This window comes from Streptomyces sp. NPDC057682, from assembly GCF_042799575.1.
Classification (GTDB): domain Bacteria; phylum Actinomycetota; class Actinomycetes; order Streptomycetales; family Streptomycetaceae; genus Streptomyces.
This window is the reverse complement of sequence record NZ_JBHVIN010000009.1, coordinates 82,380-104,894: the sequence shown is the minus strand read 5'-3', so window position 1 is coordinate 104,894 and position 22,515 is coordinate 82,380. Positions and strand designations below refer to the sequence as shown.

General features: G+C 73.5%; 17 protein-coding genes. 7 read left to right on the top strand and 10 right to left on the bottom strand.

Annotated elements, in window-relative coordinates; all coding sequences use genetic code 11:
- Positions 1–29: 29 nt before the first annotated feature.
- From ACFVDM_RS18370 to ACFVDM_RS18355, 4 genes are read right to left on the bottom strand one after another with little or no spacing between them, the layout of a single operon-like run.
- Positions 30–1,196 (bottom strand): acyl-CoA dehydrogenase family protein, encoded by a 1,167-nt coding sequence (locus ACFVDM_RS18370; RefSeq protein ID WP_383640388.1) that lies wholly within the window; start codon positions 1,194–1,196, stop codon positions 30–32.
- A 7-nt stretch (positions 1,197–1,203) separates the two neighbouring features.
- Positions 1,204–2,163 carry a hydroxymethylglutaryl-CoA lyase gene (locus ACFVDM_RS18365; protein ID WP_383640385.1) on the bottom strand — a complete coding sequence of 320 codons (960 nt, stop codon included), beginning with the start codon at positions 2,161–2,163 and terminating at the stop codon, positions 1,204–1,206.
- Entirely contained in the window at positions 2,160–4,238 is a 2,079-nt protein-coding gene (locus ACFVDM_RS18360) for an acetyl/propionyl/methylcrotonyl-CoA carboxylase subunit alpha (protein ID WP_383640999.1), read from the bottom strand. The genes ACFVDM_RS18365 and ACFVDM_RS18360 overlap by 4 nt, the downstream gene beginning before the upstream one ends.
- Before the next feature lie 13 nt (positions 4,239–4,251).
- Complete coding sequence (locus ACFVDM_RS18355) at positions 4,252–5,859, bottom strand: carboxyl transferase domain-containing protein (RefSeq protein WP_383640382.1); 1,608 nt, start codon at positions 5,857–5,859, stop codon at positions 4,252–4,254.
- 131 nt (positions 5,860–5,990) lie between these two features.
- Here ACFVDM_RS18355 and ACFVDM_RS18350 point away from each other — a divergent pair, with 131 nt between their 5' ends.
- A complete protein-coding gene (locus tag ACFVDM_RS18350) occupies positions 5,991–6,650 on the top strand; it encodes a TetR/AcrR family transcriptional regulator (protein ID WP_383640379.1) in 660 nt (219 codons plus the stop codon).
- A gap of 125 nt (positions 6,651–6,775) precedes the next feature.
- Here the strand turns inward: ACFVDM_RS18350 and ACFVDM_RS18345 are convergent, their stop codons facing one another.
- Complete coding sequence (locus tag ACFVDM_RS18345) at positions 6,776–9,736, bottom strand: acyltransferase family protein (RefSeq protein ID WP_383640376.1); 2,961 nt, start codon at positions 9,734–9,736, stop codon at positions 6,776–6,778.
- Between the two features lie 14 nt (positions 9,737–9,750).
- A complete protein-coding gene (locus ACFVDM_RS18340) occupies positions 9,751–11,424 on the bottom strand; it encodes a glycosyltransferase family 2 protein (protein WP_383640373.1) in 1,674 nt (557 codons plus the stop codon).
- Positions 11,425–11,670: 246 nt separating this feature from the next.
- Between ACFVDM_RS18340 and ACFVDM_RS18335 the strand changes: the two genes are divergently transcribed.
- Positions 11,671–12,450: a phosphatase gene (locus ACFVDM_RS18335; protein WP_383640370.1), complete on the top strand. Its 780-nt coding sequence runs from the start codon at positions 11,671–11,673 to the stop codon at positions 12,448–12,450.
- Positions 12,451–12,474: 24 nt separating this feature from the next.
- On the opposite strand, the gene ACFVDM_RS18330 is transcribed toward ACFVDM_RS18335, so the two are convergent.
- From ACFVDM_RS18330 to ACFVDM_RS18320, 3 genes are read right to left on the bottom strand one after another with little or no spacing between them, the layout of a single operon-like run.
- Positions 12,475–13,497 carry a cation diffusion facilitator family transporter gene (locus ACFVDM_RS18330; protein ID WP_383640367.1) on the bottom strand — a complete coding sequence of 341 codons (1,023 nt, stop codon included), beginning with the start codon at positions 13,495–13,497 and terminating at the stop codon, positions 12,475–12,477.
- A gap of 38 nt (positions 13,498–13,535) precedes the next feature.
- The gene (tesB, locus tag ACFVDM_RS18325; RefSeq protein ID WP_383640364.1) at positions 13,536–14,426 is read right to left on the bottom strand and encodes an acyl-CoA thioesterase II; all 891 of its coding nucleotides are present in this window, start codon (positions 14,424–14,426) and stop codon (positions 13,536–13,538) included.
- 18 nt (positions 14,427–14,444) lie between these two features.
- A complete protein-coding gene (locus ACFVDM_RS18320; RefSeq protein ID WP_383640361.1) occupies positions 14,445–15,602 on the bottom strand; it encodes an acyl-CoA dehydrogenase family protein in 1,158 nt (385 codons plus the stop codon).
- Positions 15,603–15,930: 328 nt separating this feature from the next.
- On the opposite strand from ACFVDM_RS18320, the gene ACFVDM_RS18315 reads away from it, so the two are divergent.
- A complete protein-coding gene (locus tag ACFVDM_RS18315; RefSeq protein ID WP_383640358.1) occupies positions 15,931–16,353 on the top strand; it encodes an SH3 domain-containing protein in 423 nt (140 codons plus the stop codon).
- A gap of 119 nt (positions 16,354–16,472) precedes the next feature.
- On the opposite strand, the gene ACFVDM_RS18310 is transcribed toward ACFVDM_RS18315, so the two are convergent.
- Entirely contained in the window at positions 16,473–18,029 is a 1,557-nt protein-coding gene (locus ACFVDM_RS18310; protein ID WP_383640355.1) for a PucR family transcriptional regulator, read from the bottom strand.
- A 110-nt stretch (positions 18,030–18,139) separates the two neighbouring features.
- On the opposite strand from ACFVDM_RS18310, the gene ACFVDM_RS18305 reads away from it, so the two are divergent.
- The 4 genes from ACFVDM_RS18305 to ACFVDM_RS18290 all read left to right on the top strand — a co-directional run bounded on the left by ACFVDM_RS18305 (position 18,140) and on the right by ACFVDM_RS18290 (position 22,425).
- A complete protein-coding gene (locus tag ACFVDM_RS18305; RefSeq protein WP_383640352.1) occupies positions 18,140–18,481 on the top strand; it encodes a DUF5713 family protein in 342 nt (113 codons plus the stop codon).
- A gap of 206 nt (positions 18,482–18,687) precedes the next feature.
- Entirely contained in the window at positions 18,688–19,656 is a 969-nt protein-coding gene (speB, locus tag ACFVDM_RS18300; RefSeq protein ID WP_383640350.1) for an agmatinase, read from the top strand.
- The gene (locus ACFVDM_RS18295) at positions 19,653–21,335 is read left to right on the top strand and encodes a thiamine pyrophosphate-binding protein (RefSeq protein ID WP_383640347.1); all 1,683 of its coding nucleotides are present in this window, start codon (positions 19,653–19,655) and stop codon (positions 21,333–21,335) included. The genes speB and ACFVDM_RS18295 overlap by 4 nt, the downstream gene beginning before the upstream one ends.
- Before the next feature lie 94 nt (positions 21,336–21,429).
- Positions 21,430–22,425, top strand: a complete 996-nt coding sequence (locus ACFVDM_RS18290) for a serine hydrolase (protein ID WP_383640344.1) — start codon at positions 21,430–21,432, stop codon at positions 22,423–22,425.
- Positions 22,426–22,515 lie beyond the last annotated feature (90 nt).

The following is a 22,515-nucleotide window of genomic DNA, read 5'->3' as shown; positions in this document are numbered from 1 at the left end:
CGGCACTGCGGTGCGCCCGGCCGGGTTCGTCAGGCCGGAAGCCCCAGTTCGCGGGCGATGAGCATGCGCTGGACCTCGCTGGTGCCCTCGCCGATTTCGAGGATCTTGGAGTCGCGCCACATGCGGGCGACCGGGTACTCGTTCATGAAGCCGTAGCCGCCGTGGATCTGGGTGGCGTCGCGGGCGTTGTCGACGGCGACGGTGGAGGAGTACAGCTTGGCGATGGCGGCCTCCTTCTTGAAGGGCTCGTCGGCGACGAGGCGGGAGGCGGCGTCGCGCCAGCCGATGCGGGCCATGTGGGCGCGCATCTCCATGTCGGCGATCTTGAACTGGATGGCCTGGTTGGTGCCGATGGGGCGGCCGAAGGCGTGGCGTTCGGCGGCGTACTTGACGGACTCGTCGACGCAGCCCTGGGCCAGGCCCGTGGAGAGGGCGGCGATGGCGACGCGGCCCTCGTCGAGGATGCGGAGGAACTGGGCGTAGCCGCGGCCCTCCCCGCCGAGGAGGTTCTCCAGGGGGACGCGGACGTCGCTGAAGGAGAGCTCGCGGGTGTCGGAGGCGTTCCAGCCGACCTTGGAGTACGGGGCGGCGACGGTGAAGCCGGGGGTGCCGGAGGGGACGATGATCGAGGAGATGCGCGGGGCGCCGTTCTCCTTGCGGCCGGTCACGGCGGTGACGGTGACCAGCTCGGTGATGTCCGTGCCGGAGTTGGTGATGAAGCACTTGGAGCCGTTGATGACCCACTCGCCGGTGGCCTCGTCGCGCACGGCCGTCGTACGGGTGCCGCCCGCGTCCGAGCCGCCGTCCGGTTCGGTGAGGCCGAACGCGCCCAGCGCCTCGCCCGAGCAGAGCTTCGGCAGCCACCGCCGCTTCTGCTCCTCCGTGCCGAAGCGGAACACCGGCATCGCCCCGAGCGAGACGCCGGCCTCCAGGGTGATCGCCACCGAGGAGTCGACCCGGGCCAGCTCCTCCAGGGCGATGCCGAGGGCGAGGTAGTCGCCGCCCATCCCGCCGTACTCCTCGGGGAACGGCAGCCCGAACAGGCCCATGCGGCCCATCTCCCGCACGATCTCGTACGGGAACTCGTGGCGCTCGTAGAAGTCGCCGATCTTCGGCGCGACGACGTCGTGGGCGAACTCCTCGACGGTGCGTCGCAGTTCCTCGTGCTCGGCGGTCAGCCGGTGGTCCAGGGACATCGGTGGATCACTGCTCCTCGTGGGACAGGGCGCGGACGGTGCGGGACGGGCTGGGTCGGCCCAGGTGGCCGGCGAGCCACACGCTGGTGGCGGTGAGCTCGCCGAGATCGACGCCGGTCTCGATGCCGAGGCCGTCGAGCATCCAGACCAGGTCTTCGGTGGCCAGGTTCCCCGTCGCGCTCTTCGCGTACGGGCAGCCGCCGAGGCCGCCCGCGGAGGCGTCCACGGTGGTCACCCCGTGCTGGAGCGCGGCGAGGGTGTTGGACAGGGCCTGGCCGTAGGTGTCGTGGAAGTGCACGCCGAGGACGTCGGTGGGCACGCCCGCCGCGTTCAGCGCGGACAGCAGGGCACGGACATGGCCGGGGGTGGCCACGCCGATGGTGTCGCCCAGCGACAGCTCGTCGCAGCCCAGGTCGCGCAGGGCCCTGGCGACCCGGACGACCTGGGGGACCGGGACCGGGCCCTCCCACGGGTCGCCGAAGCACATCGAGAGGTAGCCGCGCACCCGCACCCCGTCCGCCTTGGCGCGCGCCACGACCGGCTCGAACATGGCCAGGGACTCGTCGACCGTGCGGTTCAGATTGCGGGCCGCGAAGGTCTCCGTCGCGGAGCCGAACACGGCGATCGACCGGGCACCGAGCGACAGCGCCCGGTCGAGCCCGCGCTCGTTGGGCACCAGGACCGGAAGCTCCACGTCGCCCACGTCCGCGATGTCGCCGAGCATCGGGAACAGCCGCTCGGCGTCGGCGAGCTGGGGCACCCACTTCGGGTGGACGAAGCTCGTCGCCTCGATCGTGGTCAGTCCGGCGACCGCGAGCCGGCGGATGAACTCCGCCTTCACCTCGGTCGGCACGACCGCCTTCTCGTTCTGCAGCCCGTCGCGGGCGCCGACCTCGTGGATCCGGACCCGGGCGGGCAGGCCCGGCTCCGCCACGGTCATGGGCAGGGTGCGGCCGGTGTCCGTCATGCTTCCTCCCCGGCGGCGGCCGCGGGGACCACGACCGCCAGTACCTGGTCCATGGCCACCGTGGTCCCGGCGGTCACGTCGAGTTCGGTCACGATGCCGGCGTGCGGCGCGGAGATGACGTGCTCCATCTTCATCGCCTCCACCACCAGCAGGCTCTGCCCGGCCACGACCTCGTCCCCGACCGCCACCTTCACCACGGTGACCGTCCCGGGCATGGGCGCGGCGAGCGTGTCGGCGCCGGAGCGGGCGGCCCCGGTCAGCGAGGCCTCCACGGGATCGTGGTCCCGGACGTGCCAGGTGTCGCCGTCCCGGCCCAGCCAGTGGCCCTCCGGGGACTCCGCGTACGCGAACACATGGGTGACCCCGGCCAGTTCCAGTGTGATGCGGCCGCCGTCGACGGACAGGGTCCTGGCCGTCTCCGGGCCTCCGGGCAGCGGGCCCAGCGGGCCGCAGGAGCCCGAGGCCGGGGCCGGCGGGGCGGCGCCCTCGCCGACATGGCCGAAGGTCAGCTCCGCGCCCGCCCCGCACGGACGCAGCCCCACCTGGACGGGATCGTGGCCCGGGATGTGGAAGGAGCGCACCGTGCGCGCCGGGGCGCCGCCCATCCGCCAGCCGTCACCGGCCGAGAAGGGGTCGGCCCAGACGGCCGGGTCAGGGGCCCGGTCGGGGTGCTGCCGCAGCAGTGCCGCTGCCGCGTACACCTCCTCCGGCACGCCGTCCGGGACCAGGCCGTCCACCTCGCGCTCCACCAGACCGGTGTCCAGCTCGCCCGCCGCCACGGCCGGGTGGCCCAGCAGCCGGCGCAGGAAGCCCGCGTTGGTGGGGACGCCGAGGACGACGGTGTCCGCGAGGGCCGTCCGCAGCCGGCGCAGGGCCGTGGCCCGGTCGGGGCCGTACGCGATCACCTTGGAGAGCATCGGGTCGTAGAGGCTGCCGACCTCGCCGCCCTCGGCGAGCCCGGAGTCCGTGCGCACCCCGTCGCCCTGCGGTTCGCGCAGCGCGAGGACCGTGCCGCCGGAGGGCAGGAAGCCGCGGGCCGGGTCCTCGGCGCAGATCCGCGCCTCGACGGCGTGCCCGGTGAGGGTGATGTCGCTCTGGGCGTACGGCAGCGGCTCGCCCGCCGCGACCCGCAGCTGCCACTCCACCAGGTCCAGGCCGGTGATCAGCTCGGTCACCGGGTGCTCGACCTGGAGGCGGGTGTTCATCTCCATGAAGTAGTACGAGGACGGGTCGTTGCCCGGGACGATGAACTCCACGGTGCCCGCGCCGACGTAGCCGCAGGAGCGGGCCGCCTGGACGGCCGCCTCGCCCATCGCCGCCCGGGTCCCCTCGTCGAGCAGGACGGACGGCGCCTCCTCGATGATCTTCTGGTGGCGGCGCTGGAGCGAGCACTCGCGCTCGCCCAGGTGCACCACGTTGCCGTGGCCGTCGGCCAGGACCTGGATCTCGATGTGGCGCGGCCGGTCGATCCAGCGCTCCACGAGCAGGGTGTCGTCGCCGAAGGAGGCCCGTGCCTCGCGCCGGGCCGCCGCGATCTCGTCGGCGAGCAGCGCCGCGTCCCGGACCAGGCGCATGCCCTTGCCGCCGCCGCCCGCCGAGGGCTTCAGCAGCACCGGGACGCCGATCTCCCCGGCCGCCGCGGCCAGTTGGGCATCGGTCAGCCCGCCTCCGGTGGAGCCCGGCACCACCGGGACACCGGCCGAGGCCACGGTCTCCTTGGCCCGGATCTTGTCGCCCATCAGCGCGATGGCGTCGGCGGGCGGGCCGATGAAGGCCAGGCCCGCCTCCGCGCACGCCCGCGCGAACGCCGCGTTCTCCGCGAGGAATCCGTAGCCCGGGTGGACCGCCTGCGCGCCGGTGCGCAGCGCCGCCTCCAGCAGCCGCTCCACGCTCAGATAGCTCTCGGCGGCCGGCGCGGGACCGATGCGGACCGCCGTGTCCGCCTCGCGTACGTGCCGGGCGTCGGCGTCGGCGTCGCTGAAGACGGCGACCGAGCGCACCCCCAGGGTGCGCAGCGTCCGGATCACCCGGACCGCGATCTCGCCGCGGTTGGCGACGAGCACCGTGTCGAACATCGTCATCTCTGCCTCACATCCGGAAGACGCCGAAGCCGGCGTCGCCCAAGGGCGCGTTGGCGCACGCGGTCAGGGCGAGCCCCAGCACCTGCCGGGTCTCCAGCGGGTCGATGACCCCGTCGTCCCAGAGCCGGGCGGTGGCGTAGTACGCGTTGCCCTGGGTCTCGTACTGCTCGCGGATCGGGGCCTTGAAGGCCTCCTCGTCCTCGGTGCTCCAGTCGTCGCCGAGCTGGTCGCGCTTGACGGTGGCGAGCACGGACGCGGCCTGCTCGCCGCCCATGACGGAGATCTTCGCGTTGGGCCACATCCACAGGAAGCGGGGGCTGTAGGCCCGGCCGCACATCGAGTAGTTGCCCGCCCCGTAGGAGCCGCCGACCACCACGGTCAGCTTGGGGACCCGGGCGCAGGCGACGGCGGTGACCATCTTGGCGCCGTGCTTGGCGATGCCGCCGGCCTCGTAGTCCCGGCCGACCATGAAGCCGGAGATGTTCTGGAGGAAGACCAGCGGGATGCCGCGCTGGTCGCACAGCTCGATGAAGTGCGCGCCCTTCTGGGCGGACTCGGAGAACAGGATGCCGTTGTTGGCGACGATGCCGACCGGATGGCCGTGGACATGGGCGAAGCCGGTGACCAGCGTCGTCCCGTACTCCGCCTTGAACTCGGCGAACCGCGAGCCGTCCACCACACGGGCGATCACCTCGCGCACGTCGTAGGGCGTGCGCGAGTCGACGGGCACCGCCCCGTAGAGCCCGGCGGGGTCCACCTTCGGCTCGTCCACCGGGCGCACGGACCACGGCAGCGCACCGCGCTCCGGCAGCGTGGAGACGATGGTCCGCACGATGCGCAGCGCGTGCGCGTCGTCCTCCGCGAGATGGTCGGTGACGCCCGACGTACGGGAGTGGACCTCGCCGCCGCCCAGCTCCTCGGCGGTGACGACCTCGCCGGTCGCGGCCTTCACCAGCGGCGGGCCGCCGAGGAAGATCGTGCCCTGGTTGCGGACGATCACGGCCTCGTCGCTCATCGCGGGCACGTACGCCCCGCCGGCCGTGCAGGAGCCCAGCACCGCCGCGATCTGCGGGATGCCGGCCCCGGACATCCGGGCCTGGTTGTAGAAGATCCGGCCGAAGTGCTCGCGGTCGGGGAAGACCTCGTCCTGCATCGGCAGGAAGGCGCCGCCCGAGTCCACCAGGTACAGACAGGGGAGCCGGTTCTCCAGCGCCACCTCCTGGGCCCGCAGGTGCTTCTTCACCGTCATTGGGTAGTACGTGCCGCCCTTGACGGTCGCGTCGTTGGCGACGATCACGCACTCCCGGCCGCTGACCCGGCCGATCCCGGCGATCACCCCGGCGGCCGGTGCCGCGCCCCCGTACAGCCCCTCGGCCGCCAGCGGGGCCAGCTCCAGGAACGGGGAGCCCGGGTCGAGCAGGGTGTCCACCCGCTCCCGGGGCAGCAGCTTGCCGCGCGCCACATGCCGGGCGCGGGCCCTCTCACCCCCGCCGAGCCTGGCCGTGGCGAGCCGCCTGCGCAGCTCGTCGGCGAGCGCGTGGTGTCCCGCCTCGTTGGCCTGCCAGGCCTCCGAGGCGGGGTCCGCCGCACTCGCCAGCACCGGTGCCTGCTGCATCCTGTCGAGCCCCCTTGCCCGTACCGCGATGTGACCGGCCTCGTCCGCGATCGGCGGCGGAGGCTGTTAGTGAGCGTTAACGTCTCTCTCAGGTTAACGACCGCTAACGCGCCTGTCTAGAATGACTCGTCATGAGCACCCATGCCGCCGCCCGCGTCGCGGCCCCCACCCGCCGCGAGCAGATCCTCAGGGAAGCGGCCCGCCTCTTCGCCGAGCGCGGCTTCCACGGAGTCGGCGTCGACGAGATAGGCGCCGCCGTCGGCATCAGCGGCCCCGGCCTCTACCGGCACTTCCCCGGCAAGGACGCGATGCTCGCCGAACTGCTCGTCGGCATCAGTGAGCGGCTGCTGGCCGGCGGACGGCTCCGGGTCTCCGAGGACGCCTCGGGCGACCGGTCCCCCGAGGCGCTGCTGGACGCGCTCATCGAGGGCCACATCGACTTCGCCCTCGACGACCGCCCCCTGATCACCCTGCACGACCGCGAGCTGGACCGCCTGCGGGACACCGACCGCAAGCGGGTCCGCCGGCTCCAGCGCGAGTACGTCGAGGTGTGGGTGGCCGCCGTCCGCGACCTCTACCCGGACCTCGCGGAGAACGAGGCGCGCGCGGCCGTCCACGCCGTGTTCGGCCTGCTCAACTCGACCCCGCACCTCGGACGCCCCGGCGCTCTGCCCGGCCGCGCCGCGACCGCCGCCCTGCTGCACCGGCTGGCCCGGGGCGCCTTCGCCGCGGCGGCGGAACCGGGAGCGCGACAGGACCCGTCCGGCGCAACGGAGCCGGACGGGTCCTGAGGGACTGCGGGGCGGCGGCCTCCGGGAGGGCACCGTGACCACGGGTCCTGAGGGACCACGGCTCTAGACGGGGTCCAGACGGGCCACGGGTCCAGGCGGGCCACGGGTCCAGACGGGCCCCGGGGTCAGCGGCCGGCGGCCTCCCGCGTGGACACCCTGACCCGGTCCACCCGCATCGCGTGGCCGGCCTCCGTGGCCGGTCCCGCCGTGGCGCCGTCGGCGGCCGGCAGCGCGCCGCCCATCGCCACGTTCAGGATCAGGAACTGCCCCCGCTTCAGCGCCCGGTCCCAGGTGGCCGCGTCCATGGCGGACGCCTGCACCCGGTGGTACACCCGCCCGTCCAGATACCAGCGCAGCTCCTCGGCGCCGGGCGAGGTGTCCAGCTCCACGGCGTACGTGTGGAAGGCGCCGCGGCAGCCGGGGCAGGCCTGCCGGGGCGAGGAGAGACCCATCGGCTCCCGGCAGGGGCCGCCGTCGGCCGTACCGCAGTGCAGGGTGCCGAAGACGGCGTCCCGCCCGTTGACCGACTCCATGACGTCGATCTCGCCGGTGCCGGGCCAGCCGGTGTAGCCGTCGCGCAGCCCGGCGCCCAGCGTCCAGAAGGCCGGCCAGTAGCCGCCGGCCGCCGCGCCCGTGACGTCCGGCAGGGCGATCGACGCCTCGATCCGCAGCACCCCGCCGGGCGGGGGAGCGAAGTCGGAACGCCTCGACTCGATGCGGCCCGAGTACCAGTGCCCGTCACGGAGCGTCGGCACGATCTCCAGCGCGCCCCGGCCGTCCAGCCGGACGTTGTCCGTCGAGTCGGTCATCGTCTCGATCTCCCCGGTGCCCCACTGGGCGGCCGGGCAGCCCGGATAGCAGGTGCCCCGGTCGTACAGCCAGCGGGAGGCGGCGGGGCGGGCGCCCGCCGGGCCGTCGAAATCCTCGCGCAGCAGTTCCGTCCAGCCGTCCTCGGCCGGGGCGGCGGGCCCCGCGAGGAGCCGTTCGATCCTCGGGGCCAGGACCACGGCCGCCACATCGGTCAGATGGGCGTCGTCGCGGTAGAGCAGGACCCGGTCCAGGACCGCCGGGCAGACCGGCCCGGAGGCCGGGCAGAGCACCGCGTTCACCCCGACGGTCCGCACCCCGGGCACTTCTCCGGCCGCCGCCCGCTCCGCCAGCGGATCGGCCCACCGGGCCTTCGCGCGGTCGAAGGCGCAGGCCTCCGGATCGTCGAGATGGCCCGAGACGCACGCGGGGACGTCCGTGCCCGGCACCGGGGTGTCCTCGATGTACACGATCGGCACCCCGAGCGCCCGCAGCGGCTTCAGCGTCTTCTCCCACGCGGCGAGCAGCAGGTCCCGGTCGTCCGTGTAGCGGTTGAGGGAGGAGATCACGACCATGCGGGGCTTCGGGCCCTTGGCCAGCCTGGCCAGACTGTCCGCGCGCCAGGTGTCGCACTCGTGGTACGTACGGCCCAACTGAGGGTTCACCACGGAGAGTTCGGGCAGCGGGCAGCCCTGCTTGACCAGCTCCTGGAGCGCCCAGCCGCGCTTCGCGGCGAAGCTGAGGACGGGGGAGAACCACTGGCCGGCGTGCGAGTCGCCGAGCAGGACGATCCGGTCGGGGCTGTCCACCGCCCCGAACAGGCAGGGCGGGCTGCTCGTGACCGTCGGCGCCACCTCGCACGCACCGTCCGGCGGGAAGCTCTTCCTCGCCTGGACCGGGCTCGGCACCACCGGGGAGTCCTTCGGCGGGGTCCCGGTCAGCAGCGAGGGCCCCTCGGCCGCGCCGAGCGGGAGCCCCTTCGCGTCGACCGGCGCGGACGGGCCCAGCAGCCGCAGCGTCGTCGTGCCCACCACGAGCGCGAGAACGACGGGGACGACGACCGCGAACACACCCAGCGACAGCCCCCTGCGCGGGAGTTCGGTGACCGTGCGGCTGTAGCGCAGGGGGCGTTCCACCCAGCGCATCGTCGCCAGCGCGGGCAGCACGGACGCCAGGGTCAGGGCGACCCTGGCCGGCCACTCCAGGGTGCCGAAGCGTGCCTCGGCGAGCACGAGGACCGGCCAGTGCCAGAGGTACAGCGTGTAGGAGAGCCGGCCGACCGCGCGGGGCGCGCGCAGTCCCAGCACCCGCCCGACCCCGTAGCGGGCCTGTTCGCGCGGGTGCCGGCCGGGTATCCCGGCCAGGACGACCGCGGCCGTCGCCAGGGTGGGGACGAGCGCCGCGACGCCGGGGTACGGCGTGCCGGAGTCGTACCGCAGCACACACCACACCAGGGCCGCCGCCCCCGCCCAGCCGCACAGCAGCCGCAGCGCTCGGGGCCCGCGCAGCAGATGCCACGGGAGCAGCGCCAGCAGCGCGCCGACGCCGAACTGCCAGACGCGCGACGGGGTTCCGAGGTACGCCAGGGAGACGGAGTCGTCCGTCCAGCGCAGCGAGAGGACGAAGGAGACGAGTGTCAGCACGGCGGTGACGGCCACGGCCACCGGCCGCAGGGCGCGTCCCCGGCGCGCGGCGCGGGCGGCGAGGACCGCGAGCGCGGCGAGCAGCGGGGCCCAGACCAGGTAGAACTGCTCCTCCACGGCCAGCGACCAGAAGTGCAGCAGCGGGCTCTCGTCCTGTCCGGCGGCCAGATAGTCGGTCCGCTGCTGTACGAAGCGCCAGTTGGCGACCGAGAGCGCCGCCGCGACGACGTCGTTCTCCAGGTCGGTCCGGCGCAGCGGTACGGTCAGCCAGGCCCCGGCCGCCGCGACGGCGACGAGCACCACGGAGGCCGAGGGCAGCAGCCGGCGGGCCCGCCGGGAGAAGAACTCGCCGAGCCGGATCCGGCCGGTGGTGACGGCCTCCCGTACCAGCAGCCCGGTGATCAGATAGCCGGAGACGACGAAGAAGACGTCCACGCCGACGAATCCGCCGGCCAGGCCCGGTACGGAGGCGTGGAAGGCGAGGACCGCGAGGACGGCGAAGGCGCGCAGTCCCTCGATGTCGGGGCGGAAGGCGGACCGGCGGGTACCCGTGGCACCGGACCCGGGGCCGCCGGAGGGCGGCCGGGCGGCGGTGCTGCCTGCGGTCGGGCGACCGGAGGGGGCGAGGGTGGGCATGAAACGGTGACCTTTCAGCTCAGCCAGGGCAGCATGGGGTTGACCCAGCCGGACGCGAGCAGTGCGGTGAGGACGAGCGTGGCCGTCACGGCCAGGGTTTCGGGCCAGCGCCGGGGCAGCACCGAGGGGCGCCGGGCGGCGCGGACCCGGGCGGGGCGTCCGGCGGACTCGGGGCGCAGCCCGGCCACCAGGTCCCTGATCAGCGGGACGTTGATCTGGAGCTGGACCAGCAGATAGAGGCCGAGCCCCCAGGTGGGCTCCCAGCCGCCGCGGGCCACCGCCAGGGCGAGGCCGGCGGCCGCCGCCCCGGTGGAGCAGACCAGCCAGACGAGCGAGACGAGGACCACCCGGTGCGCCATGGTGCCCGGCTTCCCGCCGCCCGCCCCGGTGGGCACCCAGGCCGCGCTGCGGCCGCGCAGGGTGTGCAGGAAGGCGGCCCCGGCGGCCACGCTCGTCAGGACGTTGGCCCGGATCACCTCGATCCGCCAGCGGGTGCGGCTGATGCGCGGCAGCAGCACGTGCCAGAGCCAGAGCGGCGCGAGCAGCGGCAGGACGTGCCAGGGCCGGATGTCGTCCGGGTACCAGAACATCATCACCAGCGGCGGCAGCGGGGCCGCGAAGGTGTTCACCACGGTCGTCAGGTAGCCGACGATGCCCTCGTAGAAGCAGAGCCGCATCCGCCAGGGGGCGCCCATCCGCTTCAGGACGGGCGTGCCCATCAGATGGAGGTTGCCCATCGCCCAGCGGTACTGCTGGTTGAGGTAGGAGGCGAGGTTGTCCGGCGAGGTGCCCTTGGCGACCAGCACCGGGACGTACAGGGTCCGGAACCCCTTCTCGTACAGGGCGAGTCCGGTGTACAGGTCCTCGCTGTGGTCGAGCCGGGCGAAGCCGCCGGCCAGGTCGACGGCGCTGCGGCGGTAGACGGCGTTGCTGCCGCAGCAGATGGCGGCGTCGCTGGCGTCCCGGGACGGCTGGATCCAGCGGAAGAACCACTCCTGGGCCGATCCGGCGGCGCGCTGGATCCAGCTCATCGTCTCGTCGGTGTCGAAGCACTGCGGGCTCTGCACGATGCCGACGCCGGGGTCGGCCAGATACGGCACGAGATGGCGCAGGAAGTCGGGCCGGGGCGCGAAGTCGGCGTCCAGGATGGCGATGTGCTCGGCGCTGCTCAGGGTCAGGGCGTGGTTGAGGTTGCCCGCCTTCTTGAGGTGCCCCCGGTCGGGACGTACGACGTAGCGGTAGCCGAACGTGCCCGCCAGCGCGGCCACTTCGGCGCGGTCGGCGTCGTCGAGGACCCAGACGGTCAACTCGCCGGGCCAGTCGATCAGGGCGACGGCGCGGTAGGCGTTCTCCAGGACGGCGAGCGGTTCGCCGCAGGTCGGCAGGTAGAGGTCGACGGAGGGCGGGTCGGTCGGATTCCAGGCGTGCACGAGGACTTCGTGCGAGCGCCGGGTGAGCCGTCGCTGGCGCAGGCTGTTCACCGAGGAGAGCGCGAGGGCGACGACGTTCACCGAGAGCACCAGCAGGAAGGCCCAGAGGGCCGGGGTGCGCAGGGCGAAGGTGAGCATCGTCGCCGCGGTGAGGACGAAGGCGAGGGAGGAGCTGATCAGGACCCAGCGGCGCTGCGGTCCGAAGTACCAGTACAGCTCCCGGTCGGACGGAGGTTGCGGCAGGTGATGAACGGTCATATAGCCCCCCACGGCTGTGCATGTCCCGGTATCGGGCGGCCCAGCCTAATGCCAAAGGTATAGACCACTTGTTGCAACACGGTGAACAGGACACGAGTTGGCGTGAAGTCAGTGGTCTGGACCTATTCCATGCGCCCGGCCGGGGTGGAACGAGAAGTTCCAGGTCACGGCCGGGTGAACGGTCCCTCAATATCCGGAGAGTCATTCGACCGGCACACCGCGCACACTCCACGGCACAATGGGCGCATGCCGATACCCAGCCGCGCCGCCCTCGTCGAACACCTGGTCCGCACCCGTATCGCCGGGGACGTCGCGACCCCGCGCGACAACAACCTCTCCCACTACCGCAAGCTCGCCAACGGCGACCGCCACTACTGGCTGGGGCTGGAGCTGGGCGACCGCTGGCGCGACGAGCAGGACGTGCTGGCCGTGATGGCGGAGCGGTGCGGCGTCAGCGACGACCCGGAGCACCGCTTCGGGCAGGACACCATCGACCCCGAACTGACCGTGGACGCGCTGGAGCGGGCCGCGGCCCGGCTGCGCAAGGCCGCCGACGGCGGCGAGCGGGTGCTCTTCGCCACCGGGCACCCGGGCGGGCTGCTGGACGTCCACCGGCAGACCGCCGCGGCGCTGCGCGCGGCCGGCTGCGAGATCGTCCGCATCCCCTCCGGGCTGATGGCCGACGAGGGCATGGTCTTCCAGTTCGCGGACGTCGCCGTGCAGGAGCGGGGCGCCACCCTCTGGCACACCCACTCCCCGGCCCCGATGGCCGCGATCCTGGACGGACTGGAGCGCGAGGGCCGGCCCGCGCCCGACCTGGTCGTCGCCGACCACGGCTGGGCCGGCTGCGCGGCCCAGCGGGGCCTGGACGCCATCGGCTACGCGGACTGCAACGACCCGGCGCTCTTCCTCGGCGAGGCCGAGGGCACCCTCCAGGTCGCCGTCCCGCTCGACGACCATGTGCTGGACCCGCGGTTCTACGACCCCATGACGGACTACCTGCTGGACGCGGCGGGGCTGCTCTGAACGGGCGGGCCCTCCGGGGCGGCCTCAGGCCCCCGGCGGCCGGTCCCCGTCCGCCGCACGGGCCCGCCGCCGCTGCTCCAGACCCGGCGTCGGGTCCAGATACACCCGCCGCACGGACGGATACCGCTCCCGCAGCTGCTCCTCCGCCTCCTCGCAGGCCCACTCGACCTGCTCGGCACTGGCCACGTCCCGGAAGTCGATCTTCGCGGCGATCAGGATCTCGTCCGGTCCCTGGATGAGCGTGGTCAGCTCCAGCACCTCGATGATGTGTGGGACGGAGAGCAGTTCCTCACGGATCCCGGCGCGCATCCGCGCCGACACCGGACGGCCGATCAGCAGCTGGGCGTTGGACCGGCCGAGCACCCAGGCGACGTGGACGAGCAGCAGGCCGATCAGCACGGAGGCGATGCCGTCCCAGACGCCGGAGCCCGTCAGCTGCCCGCCGAGCAGCCCGCCCGCCGCCAGCGCCAGACCCACCAGGGCCGCCGAGTCCTCCATCACCACGGCCTTGACGGCGGTGTCCGGGGTCAGCCGGAAGTAGCGCCGGGCCGGGGTGTCCAGCCGGACCGCCTCCCGGCGCACCTGCCGCAGCCCGGTGCGCAGCGAGAAGCCCTCCAGCAGGAAGGCGACGGCCAGCACCACGTACGAGACGAGCGGGTCGCCCAGCTCCTCGCCGGAGACCAGGGTGTGGACGCCGTCGTAGACGGAGAAGACCGCGCCGCCGACGAAGGTGGCGACGGAGGCGAGCAGCGCCCAGATGTAGCGCTCGGGGCCGTAGCCGAGGGGGTGGTCCTCGTCGGCGGGCTTCGCGCCGCGTTTCAGCGCGGTGAGGAGCAGGATCTCGGTGACGGTGTCGGCGACCGAATGGGCCGCCTCGGCGAGCATCGCGCTCGAACCGCTGATCAGCCCGGCGACGGCCTTCGCCACGGCGATCCCGAGATTGGCGGCCGCCGCGACGACGACGGTGAACGTGGACTCCCCGCCACCGCCCCCGCCCGCGGCCTCGGGGCCGGTCTCCGATTCCCCTCCGGGGCGTGCGTCGCTCATGGAGGGGAGTCTGCCGGAATCGGACGGGTACGGCCCGTTCAGTCCTCCCGGGGGACGCGGACCACGCCCTCCTGGATGACGGTGATCGCCAGCCGGCCGTCCCGGGTCCAGATCCGGGCCTGGCCGAGCCCGCGCCCGCCGGACGCGGACGGCGACTCCTGGTCGTACAGCAGCCACTCGTCGGCGCGGAAGGGCCGGTGGAACCACATCGCGTGGTCCAGGCTCGCGCCCACCACGTCGCCCACCGCCCAGCCGCCGCGCCCGTGGGCGAGCAGCACCGAGTCGAGCAGGGTCATGTCGGAGACGTACGTGGCCATGCAGACGTGCAGCAGCGGATCGTCGGCCAGCTTGCCGTTGGTGCGGAACCACACCTGCGAGCGGGGCTCGCGCACCTCGCCGACGGTGCCGAACGGCGGGGCGTCCACGTACCGCAGATCGACCGCGGCCCGCGCCTCGATCAGCTTGTCGACGACCTCGGGGCCGCTGAACCGGTCGGCGTAGCGCGGCAGCAGCTCGGCGGCCGTGGGCAGCGTCTCCGGGTCGGGGGCGTACGGCATGTCGGCCTGGTGCTCCAGGCCGTCCTCGTAGGTCTGGAAGGACGCCGAGAGGTGGAAGATCGGCTGGCCGTGCTGGACGGCGACGACCCGGCGGGTGGTGAAGGAGCGGCCGTCGCGGATCCGGTCGACGCTGTAGACGATCGGTGCCCCGGGGTCGCCCATCCGCAGGAAGTAGGAGTGCAGGGAGTGCGCGGTGCGGTCCGCGGGGACGGTGCGGCCCGCGGCGACGAGCGCCTGGGCCGCGACCTGTCCGCCGAAGACACGGGGCACGATCGCCGAACGGCTGGTGCCCCGGAAGATGTCCTGCTCGATCTGCTCCAGATCGAGGAGATCCAGCAGATCGAGCAGGGCGGCGTCTGGTGCTGAGCTCATGGAGGGAACGTAGCCGCTCTACAGGCCCATGGACTTGGCGATGATCGACTTCATGACCTCGCTGGTGCCGCCGTAGATGCGGTTGACCCGGTTGTCCGCGTACAGGCGGGCGATCGGGTACTCGTTCATGAAGCCGTAGCCGCCGTGCAGCTGGAGGCAGCGGTCGATCACGCGGTGCGCGACCTCGGTGCAGAACAGCTTCGCGGAGGCGGCCTCGGCGGCGGACAGCTCACCGGCGTCCAGCGCCTCCAGCGCGCGGTCGGCGACGGCCTGGGCCGCGTCCACCTCGGCCTGGCAGGCGGCCAGCTCGAACTTGGTGTTCTGGAACGAGGCGACGGTCTTGCCGAAGACCGTGCGGTCCTGCACGTACTCCTTGGCGAAGCGGACGGCGGCCGCGGCCTGGGCGTACGCGCCGAAGGCGATGCCCCAGCGCTCGGAGGCCAGGTTGGTGCCGAGGTAGCCGAAGCCCTTGTTCTCCTCGCCCAGCAGGTCCTCGGCGGGGACCTTGACGTCGACGAAGGCCAGCTCGGCGGTGTCGGAGACCCTCAGGCCCAGCTTGTCGAGCTTGCGGCCGACCGAGTAGCCCTCGGACGTGGTGTCCACGGCGAACAGCGAGATGCCGAAGCGGCGGTCGTCCTCGCGCGGCGCGGAGGTGCGGGCGCAGACGATGACGCGGTCGGCGTGCACACCGCCGGTGATGAAGGTCTTGGCGCCGTTGAGGACGTAGTGCGTGCCGTCCTCGGAGAGCTTGGCGGTGGTCTTCATGCCCGCGACGTCGGAGCCGGTGCCCGGCTCGGTCATCGCGAGGGCCCACATCTCCTCACCGGTCGCGAACTTCGGCAGCCAGCGCTTCTTCTGCTCCTCGGTGGCGAGCATCTTGATGTACGGCAGGCCGAGCAGCGTGTGCACGCCGGAGCCGCCGAAGGACACGCCCGCGCGGGCGGTCTCCTCGTAGATGACCGCCTCGTACTTGTGCGAGTCGATGCCCGCGCCGTCGTACTCCTCGTCGACGTTGATGCCGAAGACGCCCAGCTCGCCGAGCTTCAGATAGAAGTCGCGCGGAGCCTGGCCGGCCGCGAACCAGTCGTCGTAGACCGGTACGACCTCGGCCGCGATGAAGGCGCGGATGGTCTCCCGGAACGCCTCGTGGTCCTCGTTGAATACCGTACGGCGCACGGGGTGCCTCCCTGGTCGGCTTCGCTGGGCTCGGCTAAGCGCTTGCTCAGCCTTGGTTAAAAGTTACCCGGGGGTCACCGGGCTGTCCAGGGTGATGCTCGGCACGCGGCGGCGCCCCTGTGCCCATAGCGCGCCGCGTCCGGGACGGCAAGGGTGCCTCTTCGGCCGCTCCCCCCGGAGGAATCGGTCCATCCGCCCATACGGGGTGGGAAGGACGGGGCCCGGTGCGCAAGCTGGGTGGTGTCCGGTGGCCACGGCAACCGGGGCCACAAGGGTCCCGCCCGAGGCGGGACGCACATCATCAACGGGGGATCACATGAAGGCAGTCATGACACGTTCGCGCGCCCTGGCCGTCGGCGGCGCACTGCTGGCGGGGGTGCTCGCCGCCGGCGCGGGGACCGCTTCGGCGGCGCCCCGGGTGTCCGGGGACACGGCCGCGGGCGCGAGCCGTACGGCGGCCGCCGCCGCGCCGTCGGCCGCCGCGGCGACCTACACCGTGAACATCTGGGCGCAGGTCAACCAGCGTTCCGGCCCGCACACCACGTCCACGAAGATCGGGACGCTGGGGCTGGCCGACAACCCGCACTACGCCCAGTGCTGGACCTACGGCGACAAGGTCGTGGCCGAGGGCTACACGAACAACATCTGGCTCAAGGTGCAGAACAAGGCCAGCGGCAAGTGGGGCTACTCCAGCGCCATCTACTTCAAGGGCAACGAGCGGGGCAACCTCCCCGTCTCCGCGAAGTGCTGACGGTTCACCGTCCGGGCCCGCCCCCGCGGCACTCCGCCGCGGGGGCGGGCCCTCCGCGCGTCCACCCGTCCCACCGGAACCGGAAGCGGAACCGGAACCGGAACCGGAACGGAATTGGCTCAAAGAGATCCCCGGGCGGCCTCGCGCCCCAGGGCGAACCACAGCTCCGTCCGGACGTCCATGTCGTCCAGGTCCGCGTCCAGCAGGGCCGCGCAGCGCGCCACGCGCTGGCGGACCGTGTTGCGGTGGACGCCGAGGGCGGTGGCGGTCCGGTCCCAGCCGCCGTGCAGGCTCAGCCAGCAGCGCAGGGTCTCGGCGAGCACGGGGGTGAGCGGGGCCAGCAGGGCGCGGGCGTGCGCGTCGGCGGCCCCGGCGTCGACCAGTGAGGCCAGTCCCCGGCCGGTCTCCGCGCCCTGCCGCACCAGCGGGGTGCGGGTGGCCCGCGCCCGGCCCAGCGCACGGGCGGCCTGGGCATCGGCCTCCGCCAGCGCACCGGCCGTCGCGGGCGCCGAGACACCCAGCGTCCAGCCCGGCTGCGGGGAGACCGTGCCGCCGCCGGGGACGAGCACCCTGACCACTCCGTCCGCCGCGACCGTCCCGGCGCCCGCGTCCACCAGCGCCGAACCCAGCGCCGCGCCGAGCGCGCCCGCCGCGAGCGGGTCCGCCGGGCGGCCACCGCCGCGCAGCGCGTGCACCACCGCCCAGGACCCGTCCCCGCCCAGCAGCGGGGCGACCGCGGCGGGCTCCGCGCCGAGCAGCAGCCGTACCAGCGCCGCCGAACGGTGCGCCGCGTCGGCGCTCTGGTGCGGGGCCGCCAGCAGGGAGAGCAGGACGACCGCGACCCCGGCGAGGGTGTGGTCACCTGCCTCCCGGCCGCCGGCTTCCCGGTTGCCCGTTTCCCGGCTGCCTGCCTCCCGGCCGCCCGCCTCCCGGCCGGCCATTTCCCGGCCGCCGGTCGCCACCGCGAGGACGAGCCCGTGGCCGCCGCCCAGGCCGTACGCGGACAGCCGCGCGCCGCCCGCCGTGTCGGTGGCCGTCGCGGGCGCGCCCCGGTCCGCCGGGGCGACCACGTCCGCGAGGCGGGACAGGGCGGCGCGGACCGAGGGCGCGGGGAGCCGGCCCGCCGTGTGCAGCTCCTCGCCGCCGACCGCGCGCAGCACCGCGTACCCGGGCAGCTGGGCCGCCAGCTGGTGCAGCACCGCAGGCACCGGGTCCGGCCGCGCCGCCGCCGTCGCCAGCGCCTGCTGGGCGCGGGCCACCCGGCGCAGCTCGCGCAGCCGGGCCTCGGCCATCAGCCGCCACACCGCCCGCGCGATCGCGGTGAACGGGGTCCCGGGCCCCACCTCCACCAGCGGCAGCCCGTGACGCTCGCAGGCCGCGACCAGTTCCGGCGGCACCGCCTCGTGCACCGGGCGCACCCCGAAGCCGAGCGCCGCCGCGCCCGCCTCCACCAGCCGGGCCGCGTAGGCGTCCGGGTCGGTCAGGAGCACCCCGGCGGTCAGCAGCAGCTCCCCGCCGAGCAGATACGGATAGGGGTCCGCCATCTCCGAGGTGTGCACCCACAGCAGCTCGGCGTCGGCGGGCCCCGCGATCCGGCGCAGCCCCAGGTCCTCCAGGGCGAGCAGCGCGGACAGGGCGACGGGCGGGGTGGGCGGTCCGGCCGGGGCGTCGGGCATGGAGGGTTCATCCATTCGGTGCGGTGGTGCTGTGGGAAACGTACACGCGAGGGCGGTGTCAGTGCCGTCGTGCAGCATCGGGAGGGAACAGAGACGAAAGGGAATCCACCGTGGCCGTCACCAACGAACAGCTCGCACAGCACGCCTTCCTGGCCCTGCTGTACGAGGACGACTACTTCCCGGACCACCTCCTGGACAAGGGCCGGGCGATCCTGGTCCGGCTGTGCGAGCGGATCGAGGCGGAGAACCCCGCCGGGCTCCCGGAGTTGTACGCGCTGAGCGCGGTGGCGACCGAGGAGTTCAACGCCCTGGACGAGGAGCTGCAGGAGGCGGGCAGCGAGATCGAGACCGTCGCCCGCGAGGAGATCGCCGAGGACTTCTGGCGCATAGCCCAGGCCTACGGATTCACGGACGTGGACGTGGAGGAGCTGATCGCCCCGCGCGACTGGTAGGGAGTGCGGGCGGTTCCGCCCGGCTGTGCGAACCGTCCCGGAGGGCCGGCCGATGTGGAGGAAACGTACACTTCAGGACGGTCCTCCGGCCGCCTAGCGTCGTGGTGGAGCCGTGCCCTGTCCGAGTGGGCGCGGGAGATCCGGCACACTCGCAGGGGCCCGTCCTCCGGTCCGGGCCCGCGCGTCACCGAAGGAAGGCCACCAGCATGAGCAGCAGCGACACCCCGCGCGGCCCCGTCGACTCCTCCCGCGTCCCGCGCTACGCGGGGCCCGCGACCTTCGCGCGGCTGCCCCGGCTGGACGAGGTCGGCACGGCGGACGTCGCCGTCGTCGGGGTGCCCTTCGACGCGGGCGTCTCCTACCGGCCCGGCGCCCGCTTCGGCGGCAACGCGATCCGTGAGGCCTCGCGGCTGCTGCGCCCGTACAACCCGGCGCAGGACGCCTCGCCGTTCGCCCTCGCCCAGGTCGCCGACGCGGGTGACATCGCGGCCAACCCCTTCGACATCAACGAGGCCGTCGAGACGATCGAGGGCGCCGCAGACGAACTCCTCGCCACCGGCGCCCGGCTGATGACGCTCGGCGGCGACCACACCATCGCGCTGCCGCTGCTGCGGTCCGTCGCCCGGAAGCACGGCCCCGTCGCGCTGCTCCACTTCGACGCCCATCTGGACACCTGGGACACCTACTTCGGCGCCGCCTACACCCACGGCACCCCGTTCCGCCGCGCCGTCGAGGAGGGCATCCTCGACACCTCCGCGCTCTCCCACGTCGGCACCCGGGGTCCGCTCTACGGCAAGCAGGACCTCACCGACGACGCGAAGATGGGCTTCGGGATCGTCACCTCCGCCGACGTCATGCGCCGGGGCGTCGACGAGATCACCGACCAGCTCCGCCGGCGCATCGGGGACCGGCCGCTCTACATCTCCATCGACATCGACGTGCTCGACCCGGCGCACGCCCCGGGCACCGGCACCCCCGAGGCCGGCGGCCTCACCTCCCGCGAGCTGCTGGAGATCGTGCGCGGACTCGCCTCCTGCCACCTGGTCTCCGCCGACCTGGTCGAGGTCGCCCCGGCGTACGACCACGCGGAGATCACCTCCGTCGCCGCCTCGCACACCGCCTACGAACTGACGACGATCATGGCCCGGCAGATCGCGGAGGCCCGGACGCAGTGAGCCACGACCACGACGAGCGGCCCCCGCTCACCCCCGAGCAGATCGAGGCCGCGCTGAACCCGCCGCCCGGACGCACCGGCGGCGACCTCGTGATCGAGACCCTCCGGGGGCTCGGCGCGACCACCGTCTTCGGGCTGCCCGGACAGCACGCGCTCGGGATCTTCGACGCGCTGCGCCGCTCGCCGCTGAGCTACGTCGGGCTGCGCGTCGAGAACAACGCGGGCTTCGCCGCCGACGCCTACGGACGAATCACCGGCGAGGCCGCCCCGCTGCTGCTGTCCACCGGACCGGGCGCGCTCACCTCGCTCGCCGCCCTCCAGGAGGCGGCCGCCGCCTCCGCGCCGGTGCTCGCGATCTCCAGCCAGGTCCCGGCGGCCGGTCTGGGCGGCGGACGCCACGGCTATCTGCACGAACTGCGCGACCAGCAGGCCTCGTTCCGCGACATCGTGAAGTCCGTGCACCTCGTGCGCACCGCCTCGCAGATCCCGTCCGCGATCGCCGCCGCCTGGGAGTCCGCGCTGACGGCCCCGCACGGCCCGGTCTGGGTCGAGATCCCCGAGGACGTGCTCTCCGCCGAGACCGTGCTGCCGGTGGTCACCGCCCCGGACGCCACCCCGCGCGAGGTGCCCGCCCGGCCCGAGCTGATCGCCGTCGCCGCCCATCTGCTCTCCCACGCCCGCCGCCCGGCGATCGTCGCGGGCGGCGGTGTCGTGCGCTCCGACGCCTCCGGCAAGCTGCGTGCCCTCGCCGAACGGATCGACGCCCCCGTCGTCACCACCTACGGAGGCAAGGGCGCCTTCCCCTGGAACCACCCGCTCTCGCTCCGGTCCTGGATCGAGGACCGGCACACCACCGACTTCCTGGAGGACGCCGACGTCCTGCTCGTCGTCGGCTCCGGACTCGGCGAACTCTCCTCGAACTACCACACGTTCGCCCCGCGCGGCCGGATCGTGCAGATCGAGGCCGACGTCGGGAAGCTGGAGGCCAACCACCCCGCCCTCGGCATCCACGCCGACGCCCGCGACGCCCTCGCCGAGCTGCTCGACGCCGTCGCCCCGCGCACCGACCCCACCGCCGCCGCCCGCGTCGCGGAGCTGCTGGACCGGGTCCGCGAGCGGATCGACGCCCAGGGCCGCACCCTGGAGCAGCACCTCCTCGCCGAGATCCGCCGCGCCCTGCCCGACACGTCCCCCAGCTTCTGGGACATGACGATCCTGTCCTACTGGGCCTGGGCCGCCTTCGACGCCCGCCGCCCGAACACCATGCACTCCGCCCAGGGCTCCGGCGGCCTCGGCTACGCCTTCCCCGGGGCGCTCGGCGCGGCCACCGCCGACCCCGCCACCCCCGTCCTCGCGGTCTCCGGCGACGGCGGCGCGATGTACTCCCTCGCGGAGCTGGCCACCGCCCGCCAGTACGACCTGCCGGTCACCTGGCTGATCGTGGACGACGGCGGCTACGGCATCCTGCGCGCGTACATGGACGCGTCCTTCGGCGCCACCACCGCGACGGAGCTGGCCCGCCCGGACTTCGTCGCGCTCGCCGAGTCCTTCGGCGTCCCCGCCGTCCGCACGGACCCCGAGACCCTCGGCGACGACCTGGCCGCCGCGCTCGCGCGGCCCGGCCCCTCGGTCGTCGTCCTGCCCGCCGTCCTGGAGATGTTCGAGCCGACGCATCAGTGACCCGTACAACTTTCACGCGGTCCAGGAGTCAACTCTGTGGGGCACGCCGGGGGGCGTGCCCGCAGGACCACACAGGGGACGGGACCGCACACAGATGAAGACACCGCACATACCCCGGCGCGCCCGCGCCGGGCTCGCCGCCGTGCTCGCCGTCGGCGTGATCGCGCCCGTGGCCGCCGGCGCGGCGCCCGCGACGGCCGCCACCTCCACCGTCAGCTGCACCTCCGCCGTCTCCGGGCTCGCCGCCCGGCTGACGAAGGACATCACCGCCGCGCTCAAGGGACGCACGTCGACGACCGCCGTGGCGCTGTACGACCGCACCACCAAGACCACCTGCACACTGCGCGCCACCTCGAAGTACGACTCCGCCAGCGTCGTGAAGGCGACCGTGCTGGCCACCCTGCTCTGGGACAACGCCAAGCGGGGCCGGAACCTCACCCAGCGCGAGGCGGACCTCAGCACCGCCATGATCACCAAATCGGACAACGACGCCACCACCGCCCTGTGGAAGCAGCTCGGCGCCGCCAAGGTCAGCGCCTTCCTCAAGGCCGCCGGGATGACCCACACGGTGCCCGGTTCCGGCGGCTACTGGGGCCTCACCCAGATCACCGCCCAGGACGAGCAGCGGCTGCTGACCCTGCTCACCGAGAAGAACTCCGTCCTCACCGACAGCTCCCGCGCCTACGAGCTGGGCCTGATGGCCAAGGTCGTCTCCTCGCAGCGCTGGGGCACCCCCGCCGGAGCCCCGTCCTCCGTCTCGGTCCACGTCAAGAACGGCTGGCTGCAGCGCGCCACCCACGGCTGGCGGGTCCACAGCATCGGCACGTTCAAGGGCAACGGCCACGACTACGTCCTCACGGTCCTCACCCAGGACAACGCGACCATGACCTACGGCGTCGACACCATCCAGGCCGTCGCCAGGGCCGTGCACAAGGACATCAACGGGGCCGCCCCGCAGAAGCGCATCCTGCACTCCACGCCCGTCCGCGTCCTGCGCCCGGCCGACGTCCCCGCCGACACCCTCCAGGAAGCGATCCCGCCGGTCCCGGAGGCCCCCGCCGGGCGGATGCTCACCGTGACACCGAAGTAGCGCGAGGACCGGCCGCAGGTCCTACGACCAACGGCCGGTCTTTTGTTAACGGGGGATGAAATCCGCAGCCCGCCGCGTTGGTGCCTTCCG

What these genes read in the sequence shown, in the direction of transcription:
- ACFVDM_RS18290 (WP_383640344.1), top strand. Translation starts at nt 21,430, where the DNA reads ATGAAGACACCGCACATACCCCGGCGCGCCCGCGCCGGGCTCGCCGCC.
- ACFVDM_RS18330 (WP_383640367.1), bottom strand. Translation starts at nt 13,497, where the DNA reads ATGAGCGACGCACGCCCCGGAGGGGAATCGGAGACCGGCCCCGAGGCC.
- tesB (WP_383640364.1), bottom strand. Translation starts at nt 14,426, where the DNA reads ATGAGCTCAGCACCAGACGCCGCCCTGCTCGATCTGCTGGATCTCCTC.
- ACFVDM_RS18360 (WP_383640999.1), bottom strand. Translation starts at nt 4,238, where the DNA reads ATGTTCGACACGGTGCTCGTCGCCAACCGCGGCGAGATCGCGGTCCGG.
- ACFVDM_RS18355 (WP_383640382.1), bottom strand. Translation starts at nt 5,859, where the DNA reads ATGCAGCAGGCACCGGTGCTGGCGAGTGCGGCGGACCCCGCCTCGGAG.
- ACFVDM_RS18340 (WP_383640373.1), bottom strand. Translation starts at nt 11,424, where the DNA reads ATGACCGTTCATCACCTGCCGCAACCTCCGTCCGACCGGGAGCTGTAC.
- speB (WP_383640350.1), top strand. Translation starts at nt 18,688, where the DNA reads ATGAGCAGCAGCGACACCCCGCGCGGCCCCGTCGACTCCTCCCGCGTC.
- ACFVDM_RS18365 (WP_383640385.1), bottom strand. Translation starts at nt 2,163, where the DNA reads ATGACGGACACCGGCCGCACCCTGCCCATGACCGTGGCGGAGCCGGGC.
- ACFVDM_RS18310 (WP_383640355.1), bottom strand. Translation starts at nt 18,029, where the DNA reads ATGCCCGACGCCCCGGCCGGACCGCCCACCCCGCCCGTCGCCCTGTCC.
- ACFVDM_RS18315 (WP_383640358.1), top strand. Translation starts at nt 15,931, where the DNA reads ATGACACGTTCGCGCGCCCTGGCCGTCGGCGGCGCACTGCTGGCGGGG.
- ACFVDM_RS18335 (WP_383640370.1), top strand. Translation starts at nt 11,671, where the DNA reads ATGCCGATACCCAGCCGCGCCGCCCTCGTCGAACACCTGGTCCGCACC.
- ACFVDM_RS18370 (WP_383640388.1), bottom strand. Translation starts at nt 1,196, where the DNA reads ATGTCCCTGGACCACCGGCTGACCGCCGAGCACGAGGAACTGCGACGC.
- ACFVDM_RS18345 (WP_383640376.1), bottom strand. Translation starts at nt 9,736, where the DNA reads ATGCCCACCCTCGCCCCCTCCGGTCGCCCGACCGCAGGCAGCACCGCC.
- ACFVDM_RS18350 (WP_383640379.1), top strand. Translation starts at nt 5,991, where the DNA reads ATGAGCACCCATGCCGCCGCCCGCGTCGCGGCCCCCACCCGCCGCGAG.